Annotated in this window: 13 protein-coding genes and 1 pseudogene (1 of these 14 only partly in view); 11 read left to right on the forward strand and 3 right to left on the reverse strand. The window is 67.9% G+C overall.

From position 1 onward, the window contains the following. The first annotated feature begins 288 nt into the window (after positions 1–288). From D472_RS0123245 to D472_RS28340, 9 genes and pseudogenes are all read left to right on the forward strand, one after another. Complete coding sequence (locus D472_RS0123245) at positions 289–3,435, forward strand: DEAD/DEAH box helicase (protein ID WP_033304525.1); 3,147 nt, start codon at positions 289–291, stop codon at positions 3,433–3,435. After that, complete coding sequence (locus D472_RS27255; protein WP_017606838.1) at positions 3,435–4,205, forward strand: SWIM zinc finger family protein; 771 nt, start codon at positions 3,435–3,437, stop codon at positions 4,203–4,205. Before D472_RS0123245 ends, D472_RS27255 begins: the two co-directional genes overlap by 1 nt. A gap of 276 nt (positions 4,206–4,481) precedes the next feature. Then, complete coding sequence (locus tag D472_RS0123255; protein ID WP_017606839.1) at positions 4,482–4,691, forward strand: hypothetical protein; 210 nt, start codon at positions 4,482–4,484, stop codon at positions 4,689–4,691. A 61-nt stretch (positions 4,692–4,752) separates the two neighbouring features. After that, positions 4,753–5,197 (forward strand): annotated as a pseudogene (locus tag D472_RS28335) (transposase). A 393-nt stretch (positions 5,198–5,590) separates the two neighbouring features. Further along, positions 5,591–6,322: a Crp/Fnr family transcriptional regulator gene (locus D472_RS0123265; RefSeq protein WP_017606841.1), complete on the forward strand. Its 732-nt coding sequence runs from the start codon at positions 5,591–5,593 to the stop codon at positions 6,320–6,322. A gap of 89 nt (positions 6,323–6,411) precedes the next feature. Next, on the forward strand, positions 6,412–7,266 hold the full coding sequence (locus tag D472_RS0123270) for a hypothetical protein (protein ID WP_017606842.1): 855 nt from the start codon (positions 6,412–6,414) through the stop codon (positions 7,264–7,266). A gap of 78 nt (positions 7,267–7,344) precedes the next feature. Further along, positions 7,345–7,476 carry a hypothetical protein gene (locus D472_RS29360; protein WP_017606843.1) on the forward strand — a complete coding sequence of 44 codons (132 nt, stop codon included), beginning with the start codon at positions 7,345–7,347 and terminating at the stop codon, positions 7,474–7,476. 157 nt (positions 7,477–7,633) lie between these two features. Further along, entirely contained in the window at positions 7,634–10,744 is a 3,111-nt protein-coding gene (locus D472_RS0123280) for a HelD family protein (RefSeq protein ID WP_017606844.1), read from the forward strand. A 427-nt stretch (positions 10,745–11,171) separates the two neighbouring features. Then, entirely contained in the window at positions 11,172–11,456 is a 285-nt protein-coding gene (locus D472_RS28340; protein WP_152448051.1) for a hypothetical protein, read from the forward strand. A gap of 50 nt (positions 11,457–11,506) precedes the next feature. Here the strand turns inward: D472_RS28340 and D472_RS0123290 are convergent, their stop codons facing one another. From D472_RS0123290 to D472_RS0123300, 3 genes are read right to left on the reverse strand one after another with little or no spacing between them, the layout of a single operon-like run. Continuing rightward, complete coding sequence (locus D472_RS0123290) at positions 11,507–13,864, reverse strand: ATP-binding protein (protein WP_026117999.1); 2,358 nt, start codon at positions 13,862–13,864, stop codon at positions 11,507–11,509. A gap of 46 nt (positions 13,865–13,910) precedes the next feature. Continuing rightward, positions 13,911–14,525: a DUF6879 family protein gene (locus D472_RS0123295; protein ID WP_017606847.1), complete on the reverse strand. Its 615-nt coding sequence runs from the start codon at positions 14,523–14,525 to the stop codon at positions 13,911–13,913. After that, positions 14,518–14,790 carry a hypothetical protein gene (locus D472_RS0123300; protein ID WP_017606848.1) on the reverse strand — a complete coding sequence of 91 codons (273 nt, stop codon included), beginning with the start codon at positions 14,788–14,790 and terminating at the stop codon, positions 14,518–14,520. The genes D472_RS0123295 and D472_RS0123300 overlap by 8 nt, the downstream gene beginning before the upstream one ends. A 530-nt stretch (positions 14,791–15,320) precedes the next feature. Between D472_RS0123300 and D472_RS26315 the strand changes: the two genes are divergently transcribed. Together D472_RS26315 and D472_RS26320 are read left to right on the forward strand one after the other, a co-directional pair. Then, positions 15,321–16,442, forward strand: coding sequence for a hypothetical protein (locus tag D472_RS26315; RefSeq protein WP_017606849.1), 1,122 nt, complete (start codon positions 15,321–15,323; stop codon positions 16,440–16,442). Positions 16,443–17,130: 688 nt separating this feature from the next. Beyond that, positions 17,131–18,315, forward strand: the 5' portion of a protein-coding gene (locus tag D472_RS26320) for a DUF4132 domain-containing protein (RefSeq protein WP_449406507.1). It continues 243 nt past the right edge of the window; 1,185 of the gene's 1,428 nt are visible here — the first part of the coding sequence; it begins with the start codon at positions 17,131–17,133; its stop codon lies beyond the right edge, outside the window.

The raw sequence follows: 18,315 nt of genomic DNA on the forward strand, positions 1-18,315 counted from the left end.
CGACCATCCGTAGCCCTTTTCGGCCCGCCGAAGCGCCTAGGAGATGAGGTCGGGTCGGTGTCTTGCTTCGCGGGACGTTGGGCGTTGTGGCCGGCCTCGGAGGAGTGGCCTGGACGCGGACGGGCGCGTGTGACATCGAAGCTTCGCGTCGGTAGTGGCTCGAACCCACGCACCGTCGACCGCCACCCCTCCCGTGACGCCCTTCGCGCTCAACGTGTCGGCCAGAACCGCCCGGAAGGTTCGGCGAAACCAACCGCGCCACTCCGTAGCGTCGTCGATGATGGGCGGGTGCGCACCATCGAAGCCTTCTGGGAAACGGACCGGTTGCGTGTGTGGGGCCTGGACTCCGAGCTCCGCGCCACCACCCGCTCCCAGGAACGAATCCGTCCCCACCCCTACGCCCTGGACCGGAACGGTCTGCTCGAATGCCTGGCCGAGCTGCCGACACTCCAGGCCCGACACGGCCAAGCGGTCCTGCACCTGCCCGGTATCCCACGACATCCGGTGCCACCCCCGGACTTTCCCCCGATGCGCGCGGCGCCCCCTTACCGCCTCGCCCAGGTCACGGTGCGCCCCTGGCGGGTCCCCACCCTCGACTTGACCGGCGACGACGTCTTGATGCTCCTACGTCACCTCGGCGATCTCCCGCAGAGCCGATCCCTGCCGGCCCTGGCCGAACTCCTGACCACGGGCACCGCCTTGGTCGACACACGGCGCCTCATCCCACGCCTGGTGGCCGAACACGCTCCACCGGCGGATCCGGGTTCGGCACCCGGGCTCCACGCCCGATGGCGTCCCCTACTGGACGCGGTCACCCTGGCCTGGCTACGCGACCACGTGCGCGCCCTGCCACCGGTGGCACGTGCCTTCCACACCCCGGACCTGGCCCCGCACGAAGCAGGTGCCGACATGATGGCCGATGCTCTGGGCGCCCTGTGCGCCTTCACCGACCTGGTCGCCCGGGAACGCCTCACCGAGCATCCCTTGGACCTGCCGGACCACCAACGCATCCATCACCGATGGCTGAAGGCGCTCACCGAAGCGGACTCCGCACTACGGGACCCGCATCCGATACCGGGCAGCGCCCCCGACCGCTTCGCTGAGGAACTCCACACCTGGTTCACCGCCGCACACCGGTACGCCGGGGCGGTACGACTCGTGTTCCGCCTGGTCGAACCGGAGCCCGAACCGATCGTCGAGATCGATGGGGAACCGGGCGAGGACTCCACGCAGACCAAGGACCACACGGACACCGAAGCCCCCGTGGGCCTGTACCTCCCTCCCGACCGACCCTGGCGACTGAAGACCCTGGTCCAATCGGTGGAGGAGCCCTCCCTCATGATTCCCTTGGAGGATCTACGCGCGGGCCAGGGCACCGATCGCCTTCCGCCGGCCACGTCCCCGGCCATCACCAGTGACCTGGACCGGGCCGTCCGCACCTGTCCACTCCTGAGCGCCGAACACGCTCCAGGGGAGCCCGGAGACCTGGAACTGTCCACCGACCAGGCCGGCGACTTCCTCACCCGGCACGCCGAGGCGTTGCGCGCCGACGGCTTCGGAGTGCTCCTGCCCCCATGGATCGGAGAGGTGGGCGTGAGCGTCAGACTCACCCTCTCCGAGCACGAGCCGCGACCGTTCGCCACCGGGATGGGGGGCGGCTCCACCCTGATCGACTTCGACCACCGCCTCGCCCTGGGCGATAGCGAACTGACGGGCGCAGAACTCGCCGAACTGGCCCGGCTCAAACGTCCCCTGGTCCGCCTACGCGGGGAGTGGGTCCGCTTCGACCTCGAACGGCTCCGCCGCGCCGCCGACTTCATCACCCGCAAGGGACACGGCACCGTGCGGGTGGGGGAAGCCCTGCGCATGGCGTTGGTTCCCGAGCCCGAGCAGGAATTTGCCGTCGAGGTCGAAGCCACCGGTGACTTGGGAGCCCTGTTGGACGGCCAAGCCGAACGGATCTTCACCCCGATGACCGAGCCACCGGGCCTGGTCGGGCGTTTGCGCCCCTACCAAAGGCGAGGGGCCGGGTGGTTGCGCTATCTGGACCGGCTCGGGCTCGGCGCGGTCCTGGCCGACGACATGGGCTTGGGCAAGACCATCCAACTCCTGGCCCTGTTGGCCGAGGAGCGTGCCTCCAGCGAGTGTCCGGCGCCCACCCTGCTGGTCTGCCCGACCTCGTTGGTCGGCAACTGGTGCCGAGAGGCTGAACGTTTCACCCCGAAGTTGCGTGTGCTCGTCCACCACGGGCCCGGGCGGTATCGAGACGAGGACTTGGCCAAGGCCCTGACCGACGTCGACCTGGTGGTGACCACCTACGGCGTGGCGGTACGCGACGCCGTCGAACTGGGTCGGACCACCTGGGCCAGAGTGGTGTGCGACGAGGCCCAGCACATCAAGAACTCCCGTACCAAGCAGGCCGAGGCGGTTCGCGCGATCCCCGCCGCCTCCCGGATCGCCCTCACCGGCACCCCGGTGGAGAACCACCTGGGTGAGCTGTGGTCGATCCTGGACTTCGCCAACCCCGGTCTGTTGGGCCCGCGCGAACGCTTCGAGAAGGGTGTGGTGGAACTGCACCGTGACCCCACTCAGGGCGCGGGCAAGGCCGCGGCGGAGCGGCTGCGCCGGGTCACCGCCCCGTTCGTGCTCCGCAGGCTCAAGACGGACCGTTCCATCATCAAGGACCTGCCCGCCAAACACCAGATGCGGGTCTGGTGCACCCTCACCCCCGAACAAGCCTCCCTGTACAAGGCCGTGGTCGAAGAGATGACCGCACTCGTGGACGAAGCCACCGGGTTTCGACGCAAGAGCTTGATCCTGGCCACCATGACCAAGCTCAAACAGGTGTGCAACCATCCGGCGCATCTGCTCGGTGACGGGTCCCGTCTGTCCGGACGTTCGGGAAAGCTGGCCCGCCTGGAACAGTTGCTCGCCGAGATGGTCAGCGGCGGTGACAAGGTCTTGTGCTTCACCCAATACACCGAATTCGGGTCCCGACTCGCCCCCTACCTCGAAAGCGAACTCGACGTCCCCGTCCTGTGGCTGCACGGAGGCACGTCCCGACGTCGACGCGAGGAGATGGTCGAGCGTTTCCAGGACCACGACGGACCCATGGTGTTCCTGCTCTCCTTGAAGGCGGGCGGTACCGGATTGAACCTGACCGCCGCCCGCCAGGTCGTCCACATCGACCGATGGTGGAATCCGGCGGTGGAGGAGCAGGCCACCGACCGGGCCTACCGCATCGGACAACGACGCGACGTTCAGGTGCGCAAGTTGATCTGCGCGGGCACCTTGGAAGAACGAGTGGACCAGATGCTCGAACGCAAGAAACATCTGGCCGAGGCGGCCGTGGGCAGTGGGGAGAGCCCTTTGACCGACATGAGCGTCGAGCAGCTCCGCGAGACCATTCGCCTGGCCCCCGAGGCGGTGGCGTGATGGCCAGGAACCTCACGCCCGAGAACTGGTGGGCGCTGCGCCTGTCGCGGGGGGTGGCCGATGGGGACCAGACCCGCCGTTCCCGGGGCCGTGCCTACTTCTTCGGGGGCGCGGTACGAAGGCTCACCGTGGACTCCGACCGGCGTCGGGTCACCGCCCAGGTCCAAGGCTCCCGGGGACGCCCCTACCGGGTGATGATCGGTGGTCTTTCCGACGCCGGGTGGGGAGGGGCCCTGGGCGAGTTGGGTCGGATTCCCGGGGCCCGCGCGGCCCTGCTCGATGGTCTGATGCCCGAGGACGTCGAAGACGTCTTCGCTCGCCACGGGGCTCGGCTCTTCCCCGATTCCGTCGACGACCTCGCCATCACGTGCAGTTGTCCTGACTACGGTGGCCACCCCTGCAAGCACGGCGCAGCCGTCCTCTTCGCCCTGGCCGGATGGTCCGACCACGAGCCCTTGGTGCTGTTCGCCTGGTCTGGGTGGGACGAAGAGGCGGTGTTGGACGCGCTGGGGTCCGCCGGTGTCGGTTCGTCAGGGGAATTGTCCGTGGAGGTGGAGCCCTTGGCGGCCCGTGCCACCGATTTCTGGGAGCGGGGGGCGGCGGTGCCCGACCCGGTCCGCCCTCGCCCGTTCGACCCCCTCGCGCACTGGGAGGGTGCCACCACCGGGATCGCCTCCCGGCTGGCCCCGATGTACGCCGCCCTGGCCCGCCCCGGCGACGTCGATACGGGAGAGGCCTTGCCGCACGTCCCGCCCGGAGCCGGGGAATGAGGGTCCTTGCGAGTCAGGCGGTGAACGATTTCGCGCCCGCGTGGCCGGCGGTGTGGGCGGGCGTGGTCGTAGCCCTTGTCACCGTGTGGCTTGCCCGGCCAGCGGCGCCGTTCGGTGGCCGTGCTCGTGTAGAACGGGCCGACCGGAACAGCGAAAACCGGGCGGATACACTGCCGGACGGGGAAGGCCGCGGATTTCACGGCGATGGATTCTCCGCTCGATTGCGCCTTCGCGGCGTGCGCCCGCGATTGCCGGAGGACAGTGAGGTAGGCGGCCATGGACCAGCCACGTGGAAAAGACTCGTTCTCGCTGCCGTACAGGATGGGTTTCCGTATCAACTACGCGCTCCTGCACGTCATGGGCCCGGCGTACCTGGCCCCGGAAGCCGATCCGCGCCTTCGCGCGAAGAAGGAGTACGAGCGTCGGCGTGCACTCCACCGGGAGTGGAAGGCGCACCAGCGGTCCGTGCGGCACGGCCGCGCATGAGGCGTTGGCCGACACCGAGCCCTTCTTGGAACTCCACTCGTTCGAGTTTTCGAAAGTCCGAGTGTCGATGGTCGAGCGGTCGGCGTCGGGCGGATGGTGGGAACCGTTCCAGCGGGTGGTATCCGAGGCGCCCACTCGACCTCACGGTGGTGGGCGGCGTGGAAACGGGGATCGTGAGGTGGTGACCGCGATCCTCTTCGCGGCCACCACCGGTTGCACGCGGGCCTGGCCGTCACCGACCTTCGGCCCGTTCACCCCCACCGCGTACCGACGTTCCATCGAGTGGAGTCGGGCCCGCGTGTGAGCGAACCCTTGAGCGCCCGGCCCGCGAGGGCGCCTGGCCCTCGAAGCGGTTGGACGGGTACCGGTGGCAGGTCGAGCGCACCATGGCCTGGCGGTCAGGAAGTCGCCGACTCCATCGTCGCTAGGAGCGCGAGGCCGAGCACCTCCTCTCGTTCGTCGGCACCGCTCGCACGTTGGTCTGCTTGCGCGGACTCACCAAATGAGATGGGTCTTCACGAGCCGGGGCGCCCTTTGGGAAGAGGGCCCGGCTCTCGGGGCCCCTTCGGTGCTTCGCTCTCGCCGTGATCGGGTGGGGCGAAGACTCCGACTCCAGAAGCGCACGGGTGAGGGCCATCCCCGTTGGGGCCATCACCCACCCACCGAGCGGGTCACAGGACATCGATCTTCCGACAGTGTATGTTCACAACCTTCTTTTTATGGTTGGCAGCATTCACAATGCGAGGTTAAGGTGATTTTGCTCAGTAATCGTGGGGTCCGCCGTGAGCCCTGCCGGGGTGAGTCGTGCTCGATGCCTGAAGGCGCGGTCACGAAACCGGAGGGAAAGGGGGAACCTCCACACTCGGTATCGACCTTCGACCGGAAAAGGACCTCCCCCCATGCACAGACACGGTTTCGGTGGGTTGCTCACCGATGACCAATGGCACCGACTCGTCTCCTCGAATCCGCCCAGTCCTTTCAGGGACGGACAGGTCCTTCTGCGCCAAGGCGAGACGGGCGCGGGCGTCCACCTCGTTCTCGACGGTCGCCTTCGTGTGGAGTCGGTGTACGCCGACGGCACAGCGGCCCCGCTCGCCTTCCGCTCCCAGGGTGAGATCCTGGGCGAATCCGCCCTCGCCGGGGGAGGGCTGACCCGCAACGCCAGCGTGACGGCCCTGTCCACCGGCGCCACCGTTCACATGCTGGCCGAACGTTTCCAGGCGCGGCTCAAGGAGCTCGGCCTCCTTCCTCTGCTGTGGGAGAGCGTGTTCAAACGGCAGAGCGAGAGTGACCAGATCCGTGTCCAACTCTCCCGCCTGCCCGTGGAACGGCGTCTGCCCGCCGCCCTCGTACACCTGGCGGCGATGTTGGGGGAGCCGATCCCGGCTCCGCTCACCGATGGCCCCGAAAATCTCGGGCCAGGGTGGTTCTTGGAGATCCCCTTGCCACAGCAGGAGATCGGCGGGTTCGCCGGGCTCTCTCGCACCTCCGTGTACAACGCCTACACCCGGCTCAAGGAGATGGGTTTGATTCGCACGGGGCGTCAGTACGTCGTCATCCTCGACCCGGCCCGACTGGAAGCGCTTGCTTTGGGGGACGAGCCCGGCCGAGGTGCCGTGCCTCACTCCTGAAGCGCTGTGTTCAAAAGTGAACAAACCCCCGCAGAACATCGCGCGATGCTGATCGCGAACAGTCCATCGCACCCCCGGAGGAGACTCGTATGCAGCTGGATCTGCCCGAGCACGGCAAGAGCTCGCCACTTCCGCCCTATCGTGCCCTGTTGGCCGTGGACATGGAGAACTTCAGCCGGACCGCCGACCGCAATCAGCAGTTCATCGGAGAGCTCATTCCGAAGGTGCTGGAGGCGGCCCTGGCGGACTCGGGCATGGAGCGGGTCTGGAAGGAGAAACTCTTCGCCAGGCACGGTGGCGACGGTTTCGTCTTCGGCACCGACCCCGAACACCTGCCCTTCCTCATCAGCCCCTTCCTGGAGAATCTGCAACGACAACTGGAGGCGATCCAGCCGACCCTGGCCGCCCTCGACAGGAAACTACGGATGCGTTTTCGGGTGAGCATCGACGTCGGCCCCCTGCCCCACCATGGCTCCGGTGATCCGAAGAACGCCATGGGCAAGGCGATGATCGACCTCCACCGTCGGCTCGACTCCGAAGAGGCCAAGGCCGAACTGAAACGTACCGACCCCGACGCCACCCTGGTCGCGGCCATCATCTCCCGCCGTGTCTACGAGGACGCCGTCCTGGGCGGGTTCACTCCTTTGACCCCCGCCCGTTGGCGCGCGGTGAGGGCCACCGTCCCCGACAAGGACTTCCAGGCCGAAAGCTACCTTTTCCTGCCCGTCCACACCTGGGGCCCCGAATCAGACGAAGGGAGCGGGGGCATCCATGAGTCGGGCTCGGACGGCGGCCCCGAGAACGCCCCCGTCGCGCCGGGCAAGGGCCCCGCCCCCATGACCAAGGTCGCCAACTCGGTCGGGACCAACAACGGTGGGCAGGTCTTCCAGGCCGACACCATCCACGGCGGCATCAGTTTCGGGGGGAGCACCGGTGACCGTTGAGCAGGCCCGGCCCGTGAGAAAGGAGGGAACGGGGAGTCGGAGCCCGCGGATCCCATCCTCGAAGTCTTCCTCTCCGAAGTGGACGGCAAGCAGCGCGAGGCCTTGCTGATCCGCTTCACCGACATCTTGGACGCCTACGAGTGCCCCGAGCTGATCAAACGCCTGCACGAGGGCATCCCGGCGGCTGAATACTCGAAAGTAACTGGTTGACTCTGTTCACATGGGATATGATGTGGTGTGTTCGTTGGGAATTGTGATCGGTACACGCTTATGAGCCATAGGTGTGCCCCCCGATCTTCGACCCCGTGCGGCGCCGACCCCCAGTGGCACCGCCCGTCGCATCTTCCTCACCGAAGGAGGCCAGGCCATGGGGAGCACGGCCCGAGCACGGATCATCGAGCAAGAACAGGCATCGGTGGACCGGGCCCACCGATGCCTGGAACGACAACGCCTGCGGACCGAACGGCTCGCCGAGGTGAACGCCGCCGCCAGCGCCAAGGACGGCGTCGATCAGCACGCGGAGTTCACACGCTGGGCGGAGCAGTACCGGATCGACGGCCGCCAGCTCGTCATTCAACGGGTGGACCTGCGCGAGAAGGACGAGGCCGAGACCTTCTACATCGGCCGCAAGACCGTGCGGGACGAGAACGGGGCCGTCTTCGTCGTCAAGTGGACCAACCCCGCAGCCGTGAGATGGCGGCGCGAACGCGGAAACGACCAGGGCGTGGTGACCCTGCGCCGACGCCTGCGCTGCCGTGGGGAACGGGTGGTCGACTACCACGACGAACTCGTCCGCGACGTCGGTGGAGCAGCCGACGGCAGACCCTCCCCGGCGAGAGTGGCCGCCATCGTCAAGGCCCGCAAGGAACAGGAATCGGGAATGCCCGAGGACCCCTTCCTCCACGAGGAGCTCGACCGTTCCCGTGACGGACTGATGCGCGACATCGTCGAGACGATCCACCGCGACCAACTCGACCTGGTCTGCCACGACCGGCCGGGCGCACTGGTGGTCCAGGGCGGGCCCGGGACGGGCAAGACCGCCATCGGTCTGCACCGCGTCACCTGGCTGCTGGACAACGACCACTTCACTTCCGAGCAGATCCTCGTGGTCGGACCCACCAAGCACTTCCTCGACTACGTCAGCGAAGTACTGCCCTCGCTGGGCACCCGCGGCGTGACCTCGCTGCGAGTGGACGACCTGTGCCCGGGGCGGATCGGCGACCACGACACCCCCGAACAGGACCGGATCAAGTCCGACATCCGCATGGCGCGGGTCCTGCGCCGAGCCGTCCACGACACGGTGAACGAGGGGGCCTGGGCCAAGTTCCTCGACCAGGGGCGGCTCGTCGTTCGGATCGATGGCGACACCCTGGCCGCGGACACCTCTCAGATCCAGCGGTTCTTCGAGCAGGCACGGGACTTGGACGAGCCCTTGGACGTCCGCCGAGAGCGCTTCACCGACCTGCTCGCCGACCACATGATCGACCAGTTCGCCTACCGCCCTCGCGGCCAAGGCCGGGCCCTGCGCCAGCGCATCACGGCCTCGCTGGCCGGCCCTATCAACGCCACCTGGCCCAAGATCTCCGAGAGCCGCCTGTACCGCCGCCTCCTGGACGACACCGAACTGTTGGCCCGGGCCTCCGAAGGCATCCTCACCGACAGCGAGCGCTCGGCCCTGCACCGTCGAGCCCTCGGACCGGCCAGTCAAGAATCCTGGACCCGAGCGGACCTACCCTGCCTGGAGGAACTGCGAATCCTGCTCAGTGGGCAGACCCCCGGCCGCCATCGACACATCGTCGTCGACGAAGCACAGAACCTCACCCCCATGCAGCTGCGCGCCTTGGACCGTCGCTGCCCGAGCGGCTCCTTCACCCTCTTGGGCGACCTGGCCCAGTCCACCGGAACGCACCGCTATCCCGACTGGTCGGCGCTGCTCGAACACCTGGACCTGCCGAACGGCTGGGAACAACAAGAACTCACTCTTGGATACCGGATCCCCAGCCAGGTGATGCACACCGCCGTCCCCGCCGCCGTGGCCGCCTCCGACTCGACCACCTTCCCCACCACCCTTCGCGCGCCCCGAACCGGAGAACTGACCATGACCCGGGTGGGGCGGGAGGACCTGGTCGACGGCGTGCTTCGGCGCGTACACGAGCTGCTGGCCCGAGCGGGGCAGCGTTCCGTGGCCGTCATCGTCGACGACGCCTCCGCCCACCGGGAAACGATCACCCAGGCGTTGGACTCCGACCCCACGCTCCCCGCTGACAACGTCCGCGTCCTCGGCGCGTCCGCCGTCAGCGGTCTGGAGTTCGACCACGTGGTGTTGGTGGAGCCCCGTGAGATCACCCGTTCGGGGCCCGGAGGGCACGGGCGGCTCTACGTGGCGCTGACCCGGTGCACCCAGACACTGTCGGTCCTGTACGCCCAGGCGCTGCCCGAGAGCCTGTTCGACCCCGACGCACCGAACGGGGAGGAAGAACGCACCTGCACTCGCTACCACGCCGATGGTCGGCGGTGTGACAACCATGCGCGCTCCCTGGATGGATGGTGTCGGGAACCGGGATGCGACGGTTACCGCACCGAACACCCCCCGCTCACCGAATCACCGTTCTCCGTCTTGGAGACACCCCCGGGAGCGGACACCACCGCACGCTTGGAGGAAGGCGTGCGAGCGGAGGACATCACCATCGACGCCTGCGCACGTGGCCGATTCGCGGTCCTGCACAGGGCGGACGCGTGGGATGCCCAAGCCGAGATCCGCGCCATGCTCACGGTCTTCCTCGACCAAGGACGCCAGATGCGGCGCGCGGACGGCTCGTGGTGCTTGGACCACCAGGGCTATCGGCTGGTCTTGGACCGCGCCGCGACTCGCGTGCTCGACTACCAGACCGTGCACGCCGAACGCAGTTGGCTGCAGCACCGATCCGGGGTCGCCTCCAGGATCTCCGCACGCGCCCACGCGAAAACCACCACCGAAGAAACGGAAGAACAGCGGATGAGCGCGCACACCCCACCGGTTCCAGCACAAGGCGGCCCTCAAGGCTCCACCACCGCCGAACACCTGGGGTCCTTCCTGAGTGGGATCGAACGGCGAAGGGGACCGCACGACCAGAGCGCGGCCGGCTTCTTGCGCCACAGCCTCATGGCGGACCTGTACAAGGCGGGACACCTCCCCACCGAACCGGAGGGTGGCGACGTGTTCTGCGCGTCAGAGGAGGAATCGGTGTTGTACCGGGTCCTGCCCGGTGCGGACACCGGTTACGGGCGACTGCGCGAAGCCGCCATGGAGGCGCTGGAGGGGCGTTGGTCCCGAGGGCCGGACGCCGGCCGGGTGTGCCTGGTCCTATCGGCCGCCCCACAGCAGGAGTGGGCACCCGCGGCGCTGGCCGGGGTCCTCGGAGTGGCACTCATCTGGCCGCAGGAAGGCACTTGGCGGGGTGACGCCCTCATCCCGCTCACCGAGGGCGCAACCTGCTGAATCCACGCGATGACAGCCGCGACCTGGTCTCACCGCACTCGAATCGAGGCCGGTTCGAGTCGTAGCACAGACATTTTCCCCTTTTCTAGATCGTTGAAGATCTGATGCCCCCCAGAAGGAGTGTTTCACTTTGTCTGTCGTGCTCGGTGAGGGACTTTCCCTCACTCCTCCTGCTCAGGTTCTGCGGGTAGAAGGACAAACCTCTCAGAAAAACCTTTCGACAGGGTCGGCCCATGACTGGGACTTTGGCATCGAAGGTCATGCGAGCCTTGTCATTCGAGACACCCACTGGGAGAACGGAGAACGAGACCTACGGCCCGTGATGCCGGAATCCGAGTCCGCCGACCTTCCGCGCGCACTCGCTCTCCTGCATGGAAAGCGCCGCGCTGGAATCCATAAGGCCCCTGGAGGGCAAGGGATCTCATGGATGACCGTGAAAACCGTTCGGCCGGGGAAGGACGATTGGCCAACGCAGACCTCACCCTCCCTCGAAAGTCTCCACGAGATCTGCGGAAAGGAACTCGTTGAAGCCGCGATCGCCCAAGGGATCATTGCTCTTGGACCCAAAGTGGAACTCTTGGGCGCCCAAGACAACGATCGCACCAAGAACGAACTTCGAGCTTTGTTCGCCCCTGAGCGGAATATCGCTCCCATTGCTCTGTATGCCATCACCCGCGTGGTTCCGACGCTCAGACACGTCCATTGGATGTGAGCGGAGATTCCGTGCTTTGGTGAACCAGGGCGAGTGGGTGGACGATCGCTTCAGGAAACGGCGATGATCCGCTCGCGTAGTCGCTCGGCCCTGGGATCGCTGAAACCCTCCAGGGCGGCCAACGCCTCGCGCCACTGTTCCCGAGCGGTCTCGAAGTCGCCGGTGTCGGCCATGGCCGAAGCCGATCGCTCCAGGCACACGGCCAGCTTCCACCGATCCCGATGTTTGCGGTACCCCTTGGCCGCCTGCCGATAGAACTTCGCGGCTTCGCCTGGTCGCATCAGCGCTCGGTAGACCTCGCCCACCCCCTCGAACGCCTCGGCCTCGCGCACCTGGTCACCGATCCGGCGGTGCAGACTCGCCGCTTCGTGGTAGACGCTGAGAGCCTCCTCGAAATCGCCCAGCCGCACTCGGATCCTGCCGAGTTCCAAGAGCGCGAACCCCTCCCGCACGAGGTTGTCCAACTCTCGGGCGACGTCGAGCGCGCGCTGCGTACAGGACAGCGCGCGCTCGAGTCGCCCCAGTTCCCGCCAAGCCGCACCCGAACAGACCAGACAGATGAACTCGCTCATCCTGTTGCCGCTCTCGCGGTGGATATCGATGGCTTCCTCGGCCAAGGCCACCGCTTCGCGCGGGTTTCCCGAATCGAGCAGCGTATCGGCCAGGTTGCCCAGAGTGATCCCCTCCCAGCGGCGCTCTCCCAGACGCCTGAGGATCGCCAAGGCTCGCTCGAAGTGCTCGCGCGCCTCCTTCAACCGGTGCTCTCGTAGGTGGGCCAGGCCCAGGGAGTTCAGTGACATGGCCACCCCCGGCTGGTCACCGTCCTCCTGTCGCAACCGAAGAGCGTGCCGATGGTGCGCGACCCCCTCCTCTCGACGGTGGGATTGCACATAGGCCATTCCCAGGCTCTCGGAGAGGTCGGCCTCGGCCGCTCGTTCCTGCTCACGCCGGGCCGCCCCCAACCCCAGGAGGGTGATGGGAATCCATTCGCCCAGGAAGGCCTGGTACACGTGAACGTGCCTGGACACCATGGGCACACGCCAGGCGATCTCGTCCATCCCGAGGGAAACGGCGGTCTCGGTGATGGCCAACAGGTTCTTGCCCTCGGTCTCGAACCACTGGAGGGCCGCGGCGTGGTCGGCGAAATCGCGAACGGGTCGGCAGGGGAGGGTGTCCGGCTCCGAGAACGGTTCGAGGTGGCGCAGGGGAGAGGCCACCACCCTGGCCGCGGAGTCGGCGGTGCGCAGGTACCAGGTCAGCAGACGCTCCAACGCCTCTCGGCGACGTTGCGGTGTCTCCTCACGACGTGCCTGATCCAAGGCATAGGAACGGAGCAGGTCGTGGAACCGATACCGGTCGGGGCCGGTCTGCTCCACCAGGTGCGCGCCCACCAGCGAGTCCAGGACACGGCGTGCCCGCCGGACCGGTAGATCGGACAGAGCGGCCGCGGCCGCCACGTCGAAGTCGGGGCCCGGATGTAGCCCCAGTAGTCGGAACTGGCGCGCGCTCTCCCGCCGAAGGGCTCGGTAGGACCAGGCGAACACGGCGCGGACGGCGTCGGCCTCCTCTTCGTCATCGGTGGCCAGTGCGTCCCACAGGGCCGACTCGTCCCGCAGGTCCTGGATGAGTTCGCCCAACGGCATGTGCGGGCGGCCGGCCGCCCGCTCGGCGGCGATGCGCAGGGCCAACGGGAGTTCTCCGCACAGCCGGGCCAGTTCGGCGACCTCATGAGGGTCATCGCGTGCTCGGTGGCGTTCGGTGACGTGTTCCAACAGTTCCACGGCCTCGGCCGGCTCCAGGGTACGCACGGTGAGACGCCGCGCCCCGTCCCTGGCCACGAGTCCGGAGAGCCGGTCCCGACTGGTCACCAGGACCACGCAGGCCAAGGTCCCGGGTAGCAACGGGCGCACCTGCGCGGCGGTGGCGGCGTTGTCGAGCAGGATCAGCACGCGTCGCTCGGCCAAGAGGGACCGGTAGAGGGCGGAGCGGCTGTCGAGGTCGGCGGGAATGGCCTCGGCGGGAACGTCGAGTGCGCGCAAGAAGCGCTCCAGCACCTGGGCGGGTTCGATCGAAGGACCGGGCCCGTACCCACGCAGATCGACGTAGAGCTGACCGTTGGGGAAGTGCTCTCGGACCCGGTGCGCCCAGTGCAGGGCCAGTGCGGTCTTTCCCACACCGGCCGTGCCGGTGATGACGTGGATCGGTGCTCGCGATCCATCGTCGGCCTCCCCACCGCGCAGATGGGCACTGAGCGCGTCCATCTCGCCCAGGCGGTTGACGAACCCGTGTACGTCACCGGGGAGTTGCCGAGGTATGGGGGCGGGGTGGGGCCTGGAGTCCTGGCCGTGGAAGTGCACCCCGCCTCGAACCTCTCGGGCCTGCACCGCGTGTCCGGTGACGTTGGCCATCCGCGACTCGGTGTTCGCCTCGGGTCCTTCTCCGGCTTCGGGGGTCTTATGGTCGGCCACGGTGGAGTTCCGCTCCCGCCACCTCACGGGGGAAGTAGTGCTTCAGGTCCTCGCCCTTTTCGTGCAGTGCGGCGATGTCGGCCCGACATCGGCCGGTGATGGCGGGATCGGTGTATCGCACCGCGCCCTGGAGCACGCCTTGGGGGTCGTAGAGGATCCGGTAGGCGACGGTGTCTCCCAAGGTGACGAGTTCGGGGACCTGACCGTTTCGCTCGAACGGTTCAACGGGTTCGCGGGACAGGACCCGCACGTCCTCCCCGCACTGGGCTCGTAGGTGGAGGGAGTGCAGTTCCCAGAGGAGATATGTGGTGAACGGCTTTTCCACGATGCGAATCCGCCTGAGCGTGCATCCCGAACGGGCGAGTTCGGCGAACGAGCCCCGCAGGGAGGCGCGGTTCTTCTCCAAGAGGCGAAGCGATTCCTCCCCTCGCCCCTGGCGGAACGCCATCCAGCTCTCACTCTCCGGCTGGTGGAAGTCCTGCCGTCGTTCGAGTTTCCAGATGTCGGTGTCGCGGAGCGAGGACAGGCGGGCGTCGAATTCGTCGAGGTAGGGTTCGAGCGCCAGACGGTCGCCGGGCAGACCGTCGATGGTGTCAAGCATCGGGAATATCCGCTTTCGCTGATGTCAGGGTGTTGCGCGGGATGATGACGAGGCGCTCGTCCTCGGCGATGGCGGCACCCGGCGGTAGTCGTCGTACGTAGGCCTCGGTCAGGTCGCGTCCGATCACGGCGATGTCGCCGTTGTCGAGTTCCCAGATGTCGGGGCATCCGCTGGCCCGATCCGTGTTGCCCAACTCGGCCGGGGACCTGCCCAGCCTTCGTGTCATGGTCGCGGTGGGGTCCGCCTCCCAGGGGCGAGCTGTCATCATGGGCCCTTCCACGCACCTTGGGGGTATGGGTGCGTCCATTGAATATAACACGATGGACATCACAATTCAGGTATTGAATTTATCGCGGTTGGGTCTGGTTTGTCTTTCGCTGTGGTGGGAAGAGGTGACTGAAAGAGCTTGGGTGGCCATGCTGCAAAATGGCAGGTAGTGGCGATGCTGCCGTGTTGTGCGTCGAGTTTTCCTTTGTTGTGGAAGTGCTCGGAAAAGGCGTGGGTTAAGATGAGCATGAAGATTCTTCTGGGGTGGTAGAAATGCGCGTGAAAATGCACGTGCATTACTTTTGTTCCGTGGATTTCTGCCCGAGGTCACGGGCGCGCGATCCCCTGGGCGCCTTCCTCGTGGCGACCGGACGCCCGGTCCACTCGGTCGCCCCTGGCACGATCACCCACACGCCTTCGCCTGGGTGCCGGCTTCAGGCCGGGCAGGGTGAAGAGCACTGAGGGAAAACCCGGACGAATGCGGATGTTCACGGGCGTCGCCTCAACGGTGTGGGAGAAGATCGGCTCATGACCTCACCGAAGACCACTCACCCCGCCTGGGCTACGGCCCTGCGCCAGGCGCGGATGGAAGCAGGATGGGACGTGCACCGTCTGGCCGTGGAAATGGTGCGCGCCGCCGGACCCGAGGCCACCGCCACCACCCAGTCCCTGGCCCGGCGCATCCGCGAGTGGGAAGCCGGACGGAGCACCATCCGCGAGCGCTACCGGCTCCTGTTGGCCCGGGTCCTACCCCTGGACCCAAAGACGCTCGCCGACCGGCCCATGGGCGGCACCGAGGCGGATCGGGTGCGGTCCATCACCAAAGGGCTCATCGCGCTCGACGAGTTGACCGGTGGCGCCGACCTGTTGCCGGTGGCGGTGCGCAACGCGCGCACCTGCCACCGGGCCGTCCTGGCCACCCGGAACAAGGACATGGCCTCGGCCGCCGCCGAGGCCTCGCAGGTCGCGGGATGGCTGGCCTTCGACGCCGAAGAACTCCCCCTGGCCAGACGGTTGACCAACGCCTCGGTCCAACTCTCCCGCGCGGGCGGTGACCACTTCGCGAAACTGTTCGCCCTGTCGCAACTGGCCATGCTGGACGCGCACGAGCGCCGCCCCGACCAGGCACGCCCCGTGTGCGAACACGTCCTGGCCCAGGACCTGTCTCCCCGGGTCCGTGGGTTGTTCGAGCTGCGGCTGGCGCGCGCACAAGGCCAGGAGGGCACCCCCGGCCGGGCCGTGGAGACCCTGAACCGGGCCCGGGCACGGTTGGGAGAAGGGAACCGGGAACGGGACCCGGCGTGGACGTGGTGGATCACCGACGCGGAGCTCTCCTGGCACGAGGCCATGATCCACGCCGACAACGGGGACTGGACCACGGCCGTGGACCTGTTCGAACTCGCGCTCGGGGGCCGCCCGCCCGGCTACCAACGGGGCGCGCTCCACGACGCCGCGCACCTGGTGCACGCCCAGAGCCGAGTGCGGGCCTGGCCGGACGTGGAACAGGTGTTGCGGACCAGGGTCGTGCCCACGGTGGGACGGGTGCGTTCGAAAAGGGCGCACGCGCTGTTGCTGCGAACGGACGCCGAGGTAGGTGCCGGATCGGGGCCGCTCGCGCTGCGGGAACTCCTGGCCCAGGCCACGGCGTAGGGGTGGCGATGGGTGAGCCCGGTAGTGGTCCCCCCATCGGGGGCCGGGGAAAGCGGGTGAAGGTGGCTCCGGGCGGGGGCACGTTGGAGAGGCCGGGCGGGTGGGGGAGACGGTCACCGCGAGCCCCATTCCTCGAAGACGGCCGATTCGACCCTCGGCCGCCACGAGGCTGTCTGCTTCCTTCGCTAGCGTGGCCCGGCACGCGATGCTCCGCGCCGGCGGAGGAAAGGAAGCACCCCATGCCCCGAGCCCACCTTCGGGTCGAGAGCCCCTTGGGTGACCCCGGCTCATCCGTGAGTGGCGCGAAGGGCTTCAGCGCAGGTTGGCCGCGCTCCCCGACGCGCAGGACGTGGTGCGGCGCCTGGTCGAGGTGGTGTCGCGCACGCCGCGAGCCGAGAGGGGCCACCATGGTTCGAGCACGGCCCACTTCCTGATCCACGTGCACAACATCGTCAACGGCCTGGTGTGGGCGGTACGGGAACAGGCCTCGGAAGACGACACCTGGCCGCTGCCCCTCCTGGAGCGGCTCGCGGTGTTCACCGGAACCGGACCGGGCGGCTCCAAGCTGCTGCGCTCCGAACGCACGGCCTCCGCCTGCGTCCGCGTCCTGGCCGCGCGCGTCACCGACGAGGCGGTCGCCACCCTCGCCCGCGTCCGTGCGAAGGTCAAGAAGAAGACCCTGGCCAGGGTGATCGACAAGGCCTTGGACACGATCGCCGACCGGCTGGGCATCACCGGGGAGGAACTGCTGGAACGCACCGTCCCCGACTTCGGCCTGGGCCGGGACGGGACCCGGACCGACCGGCTGGGCGAACATCCCGCCACCCTGGTACTGAAGGCGGACGGCGGCGTCGCTCTGGGTTTCGTCTCGGCGAAGGGGCGCCCCGTCGCGAGTCCCCCCGCCGCTCTGCGCACGTCGTACCCCGACCAGATCAAGGCGCTGCGGGCCGAGCTCAAGGAACTGCGTCAGGTGGTGGCGGCCGAACGGGTCCGCCTGGAGGGGTTCTTGGCCCAGGGCCGGGTGTGGGACGCCGCGTCCTGGGTCCGCCACTATCTCGACCACCCGGTCACCGGGGCGCTCGCCCGACGGCTGCTGTGGGAGGTGAGCGGGGACGACGGCCGAACCTGGGCGTGCGGACTGCCCGAGGCCGACGGGGCCCACTGGCGCTTGATCGACCCCGATGGGACGGAGGTCGTCCACACCGCGACCGTGGACGATGGCGCGCGGGTGCGGTTGTGGCATCCCGTGCGGAGCCATCCGGAGGCGGTGCACCGGTGGCGGGAGTACCTGACCAACAGGGAGATCGCCCAGCCCTTCAAACAGGCCTACCGGGAGATCTACCTGCTCACACCGGCGGAAGGGTCCGTCCGCCTCTACTCCAACCGGTACGCCGCACACGTCCTCAGGTACGGGCAGGCCAAGGCCCTGCTGAACGAGCGCGGGTGGAGCGTCCACCAGTTGGGCGGCCGGCACGGCGGCGAGGCCGGCACCGCAGAGCGTCTGTGCGTCGACCGGGAGAGCGGGGCATCCTGGCGGGCCGACCTCGACGTCGCCTTGACCGACGAGGGCGCGACCGACCCCGTCCGATACTGCGGCACCGACCAGGTCCGCTTCCGCCGTGCGGGGGAGAGGGAGCCCGTCGCACTGACGGAGGTGCCGGCGCTGGTGCTCTCGGAGGTGATGCGCGACGTGGACCTGGCGGTGGGGGTGTCCTCGATCGCAACGGACCCTCAATGGGTCGACCGGGGGGAGAGCGCCCACCTGCCCTACTGGCGCCAGGCGGCCTTCGGTGAACTCACCGAGAACGCGGTGGTGCGGCGCGAGGCCCTGGCGCGTCTGCTGCCACGGTTGGGCGCTGCCGATCGGCTGGGG

The organism is Nocardiopsis alkaliphila YIM 80379 (assembly GCF_000341005.1).
GTDB lineage: Bacteria > Actinomycetota > Actinomycetes > Streptosporangiales > Streptosporangiaceae > Nocardiopsis > Nocardiopsis alkaliphila.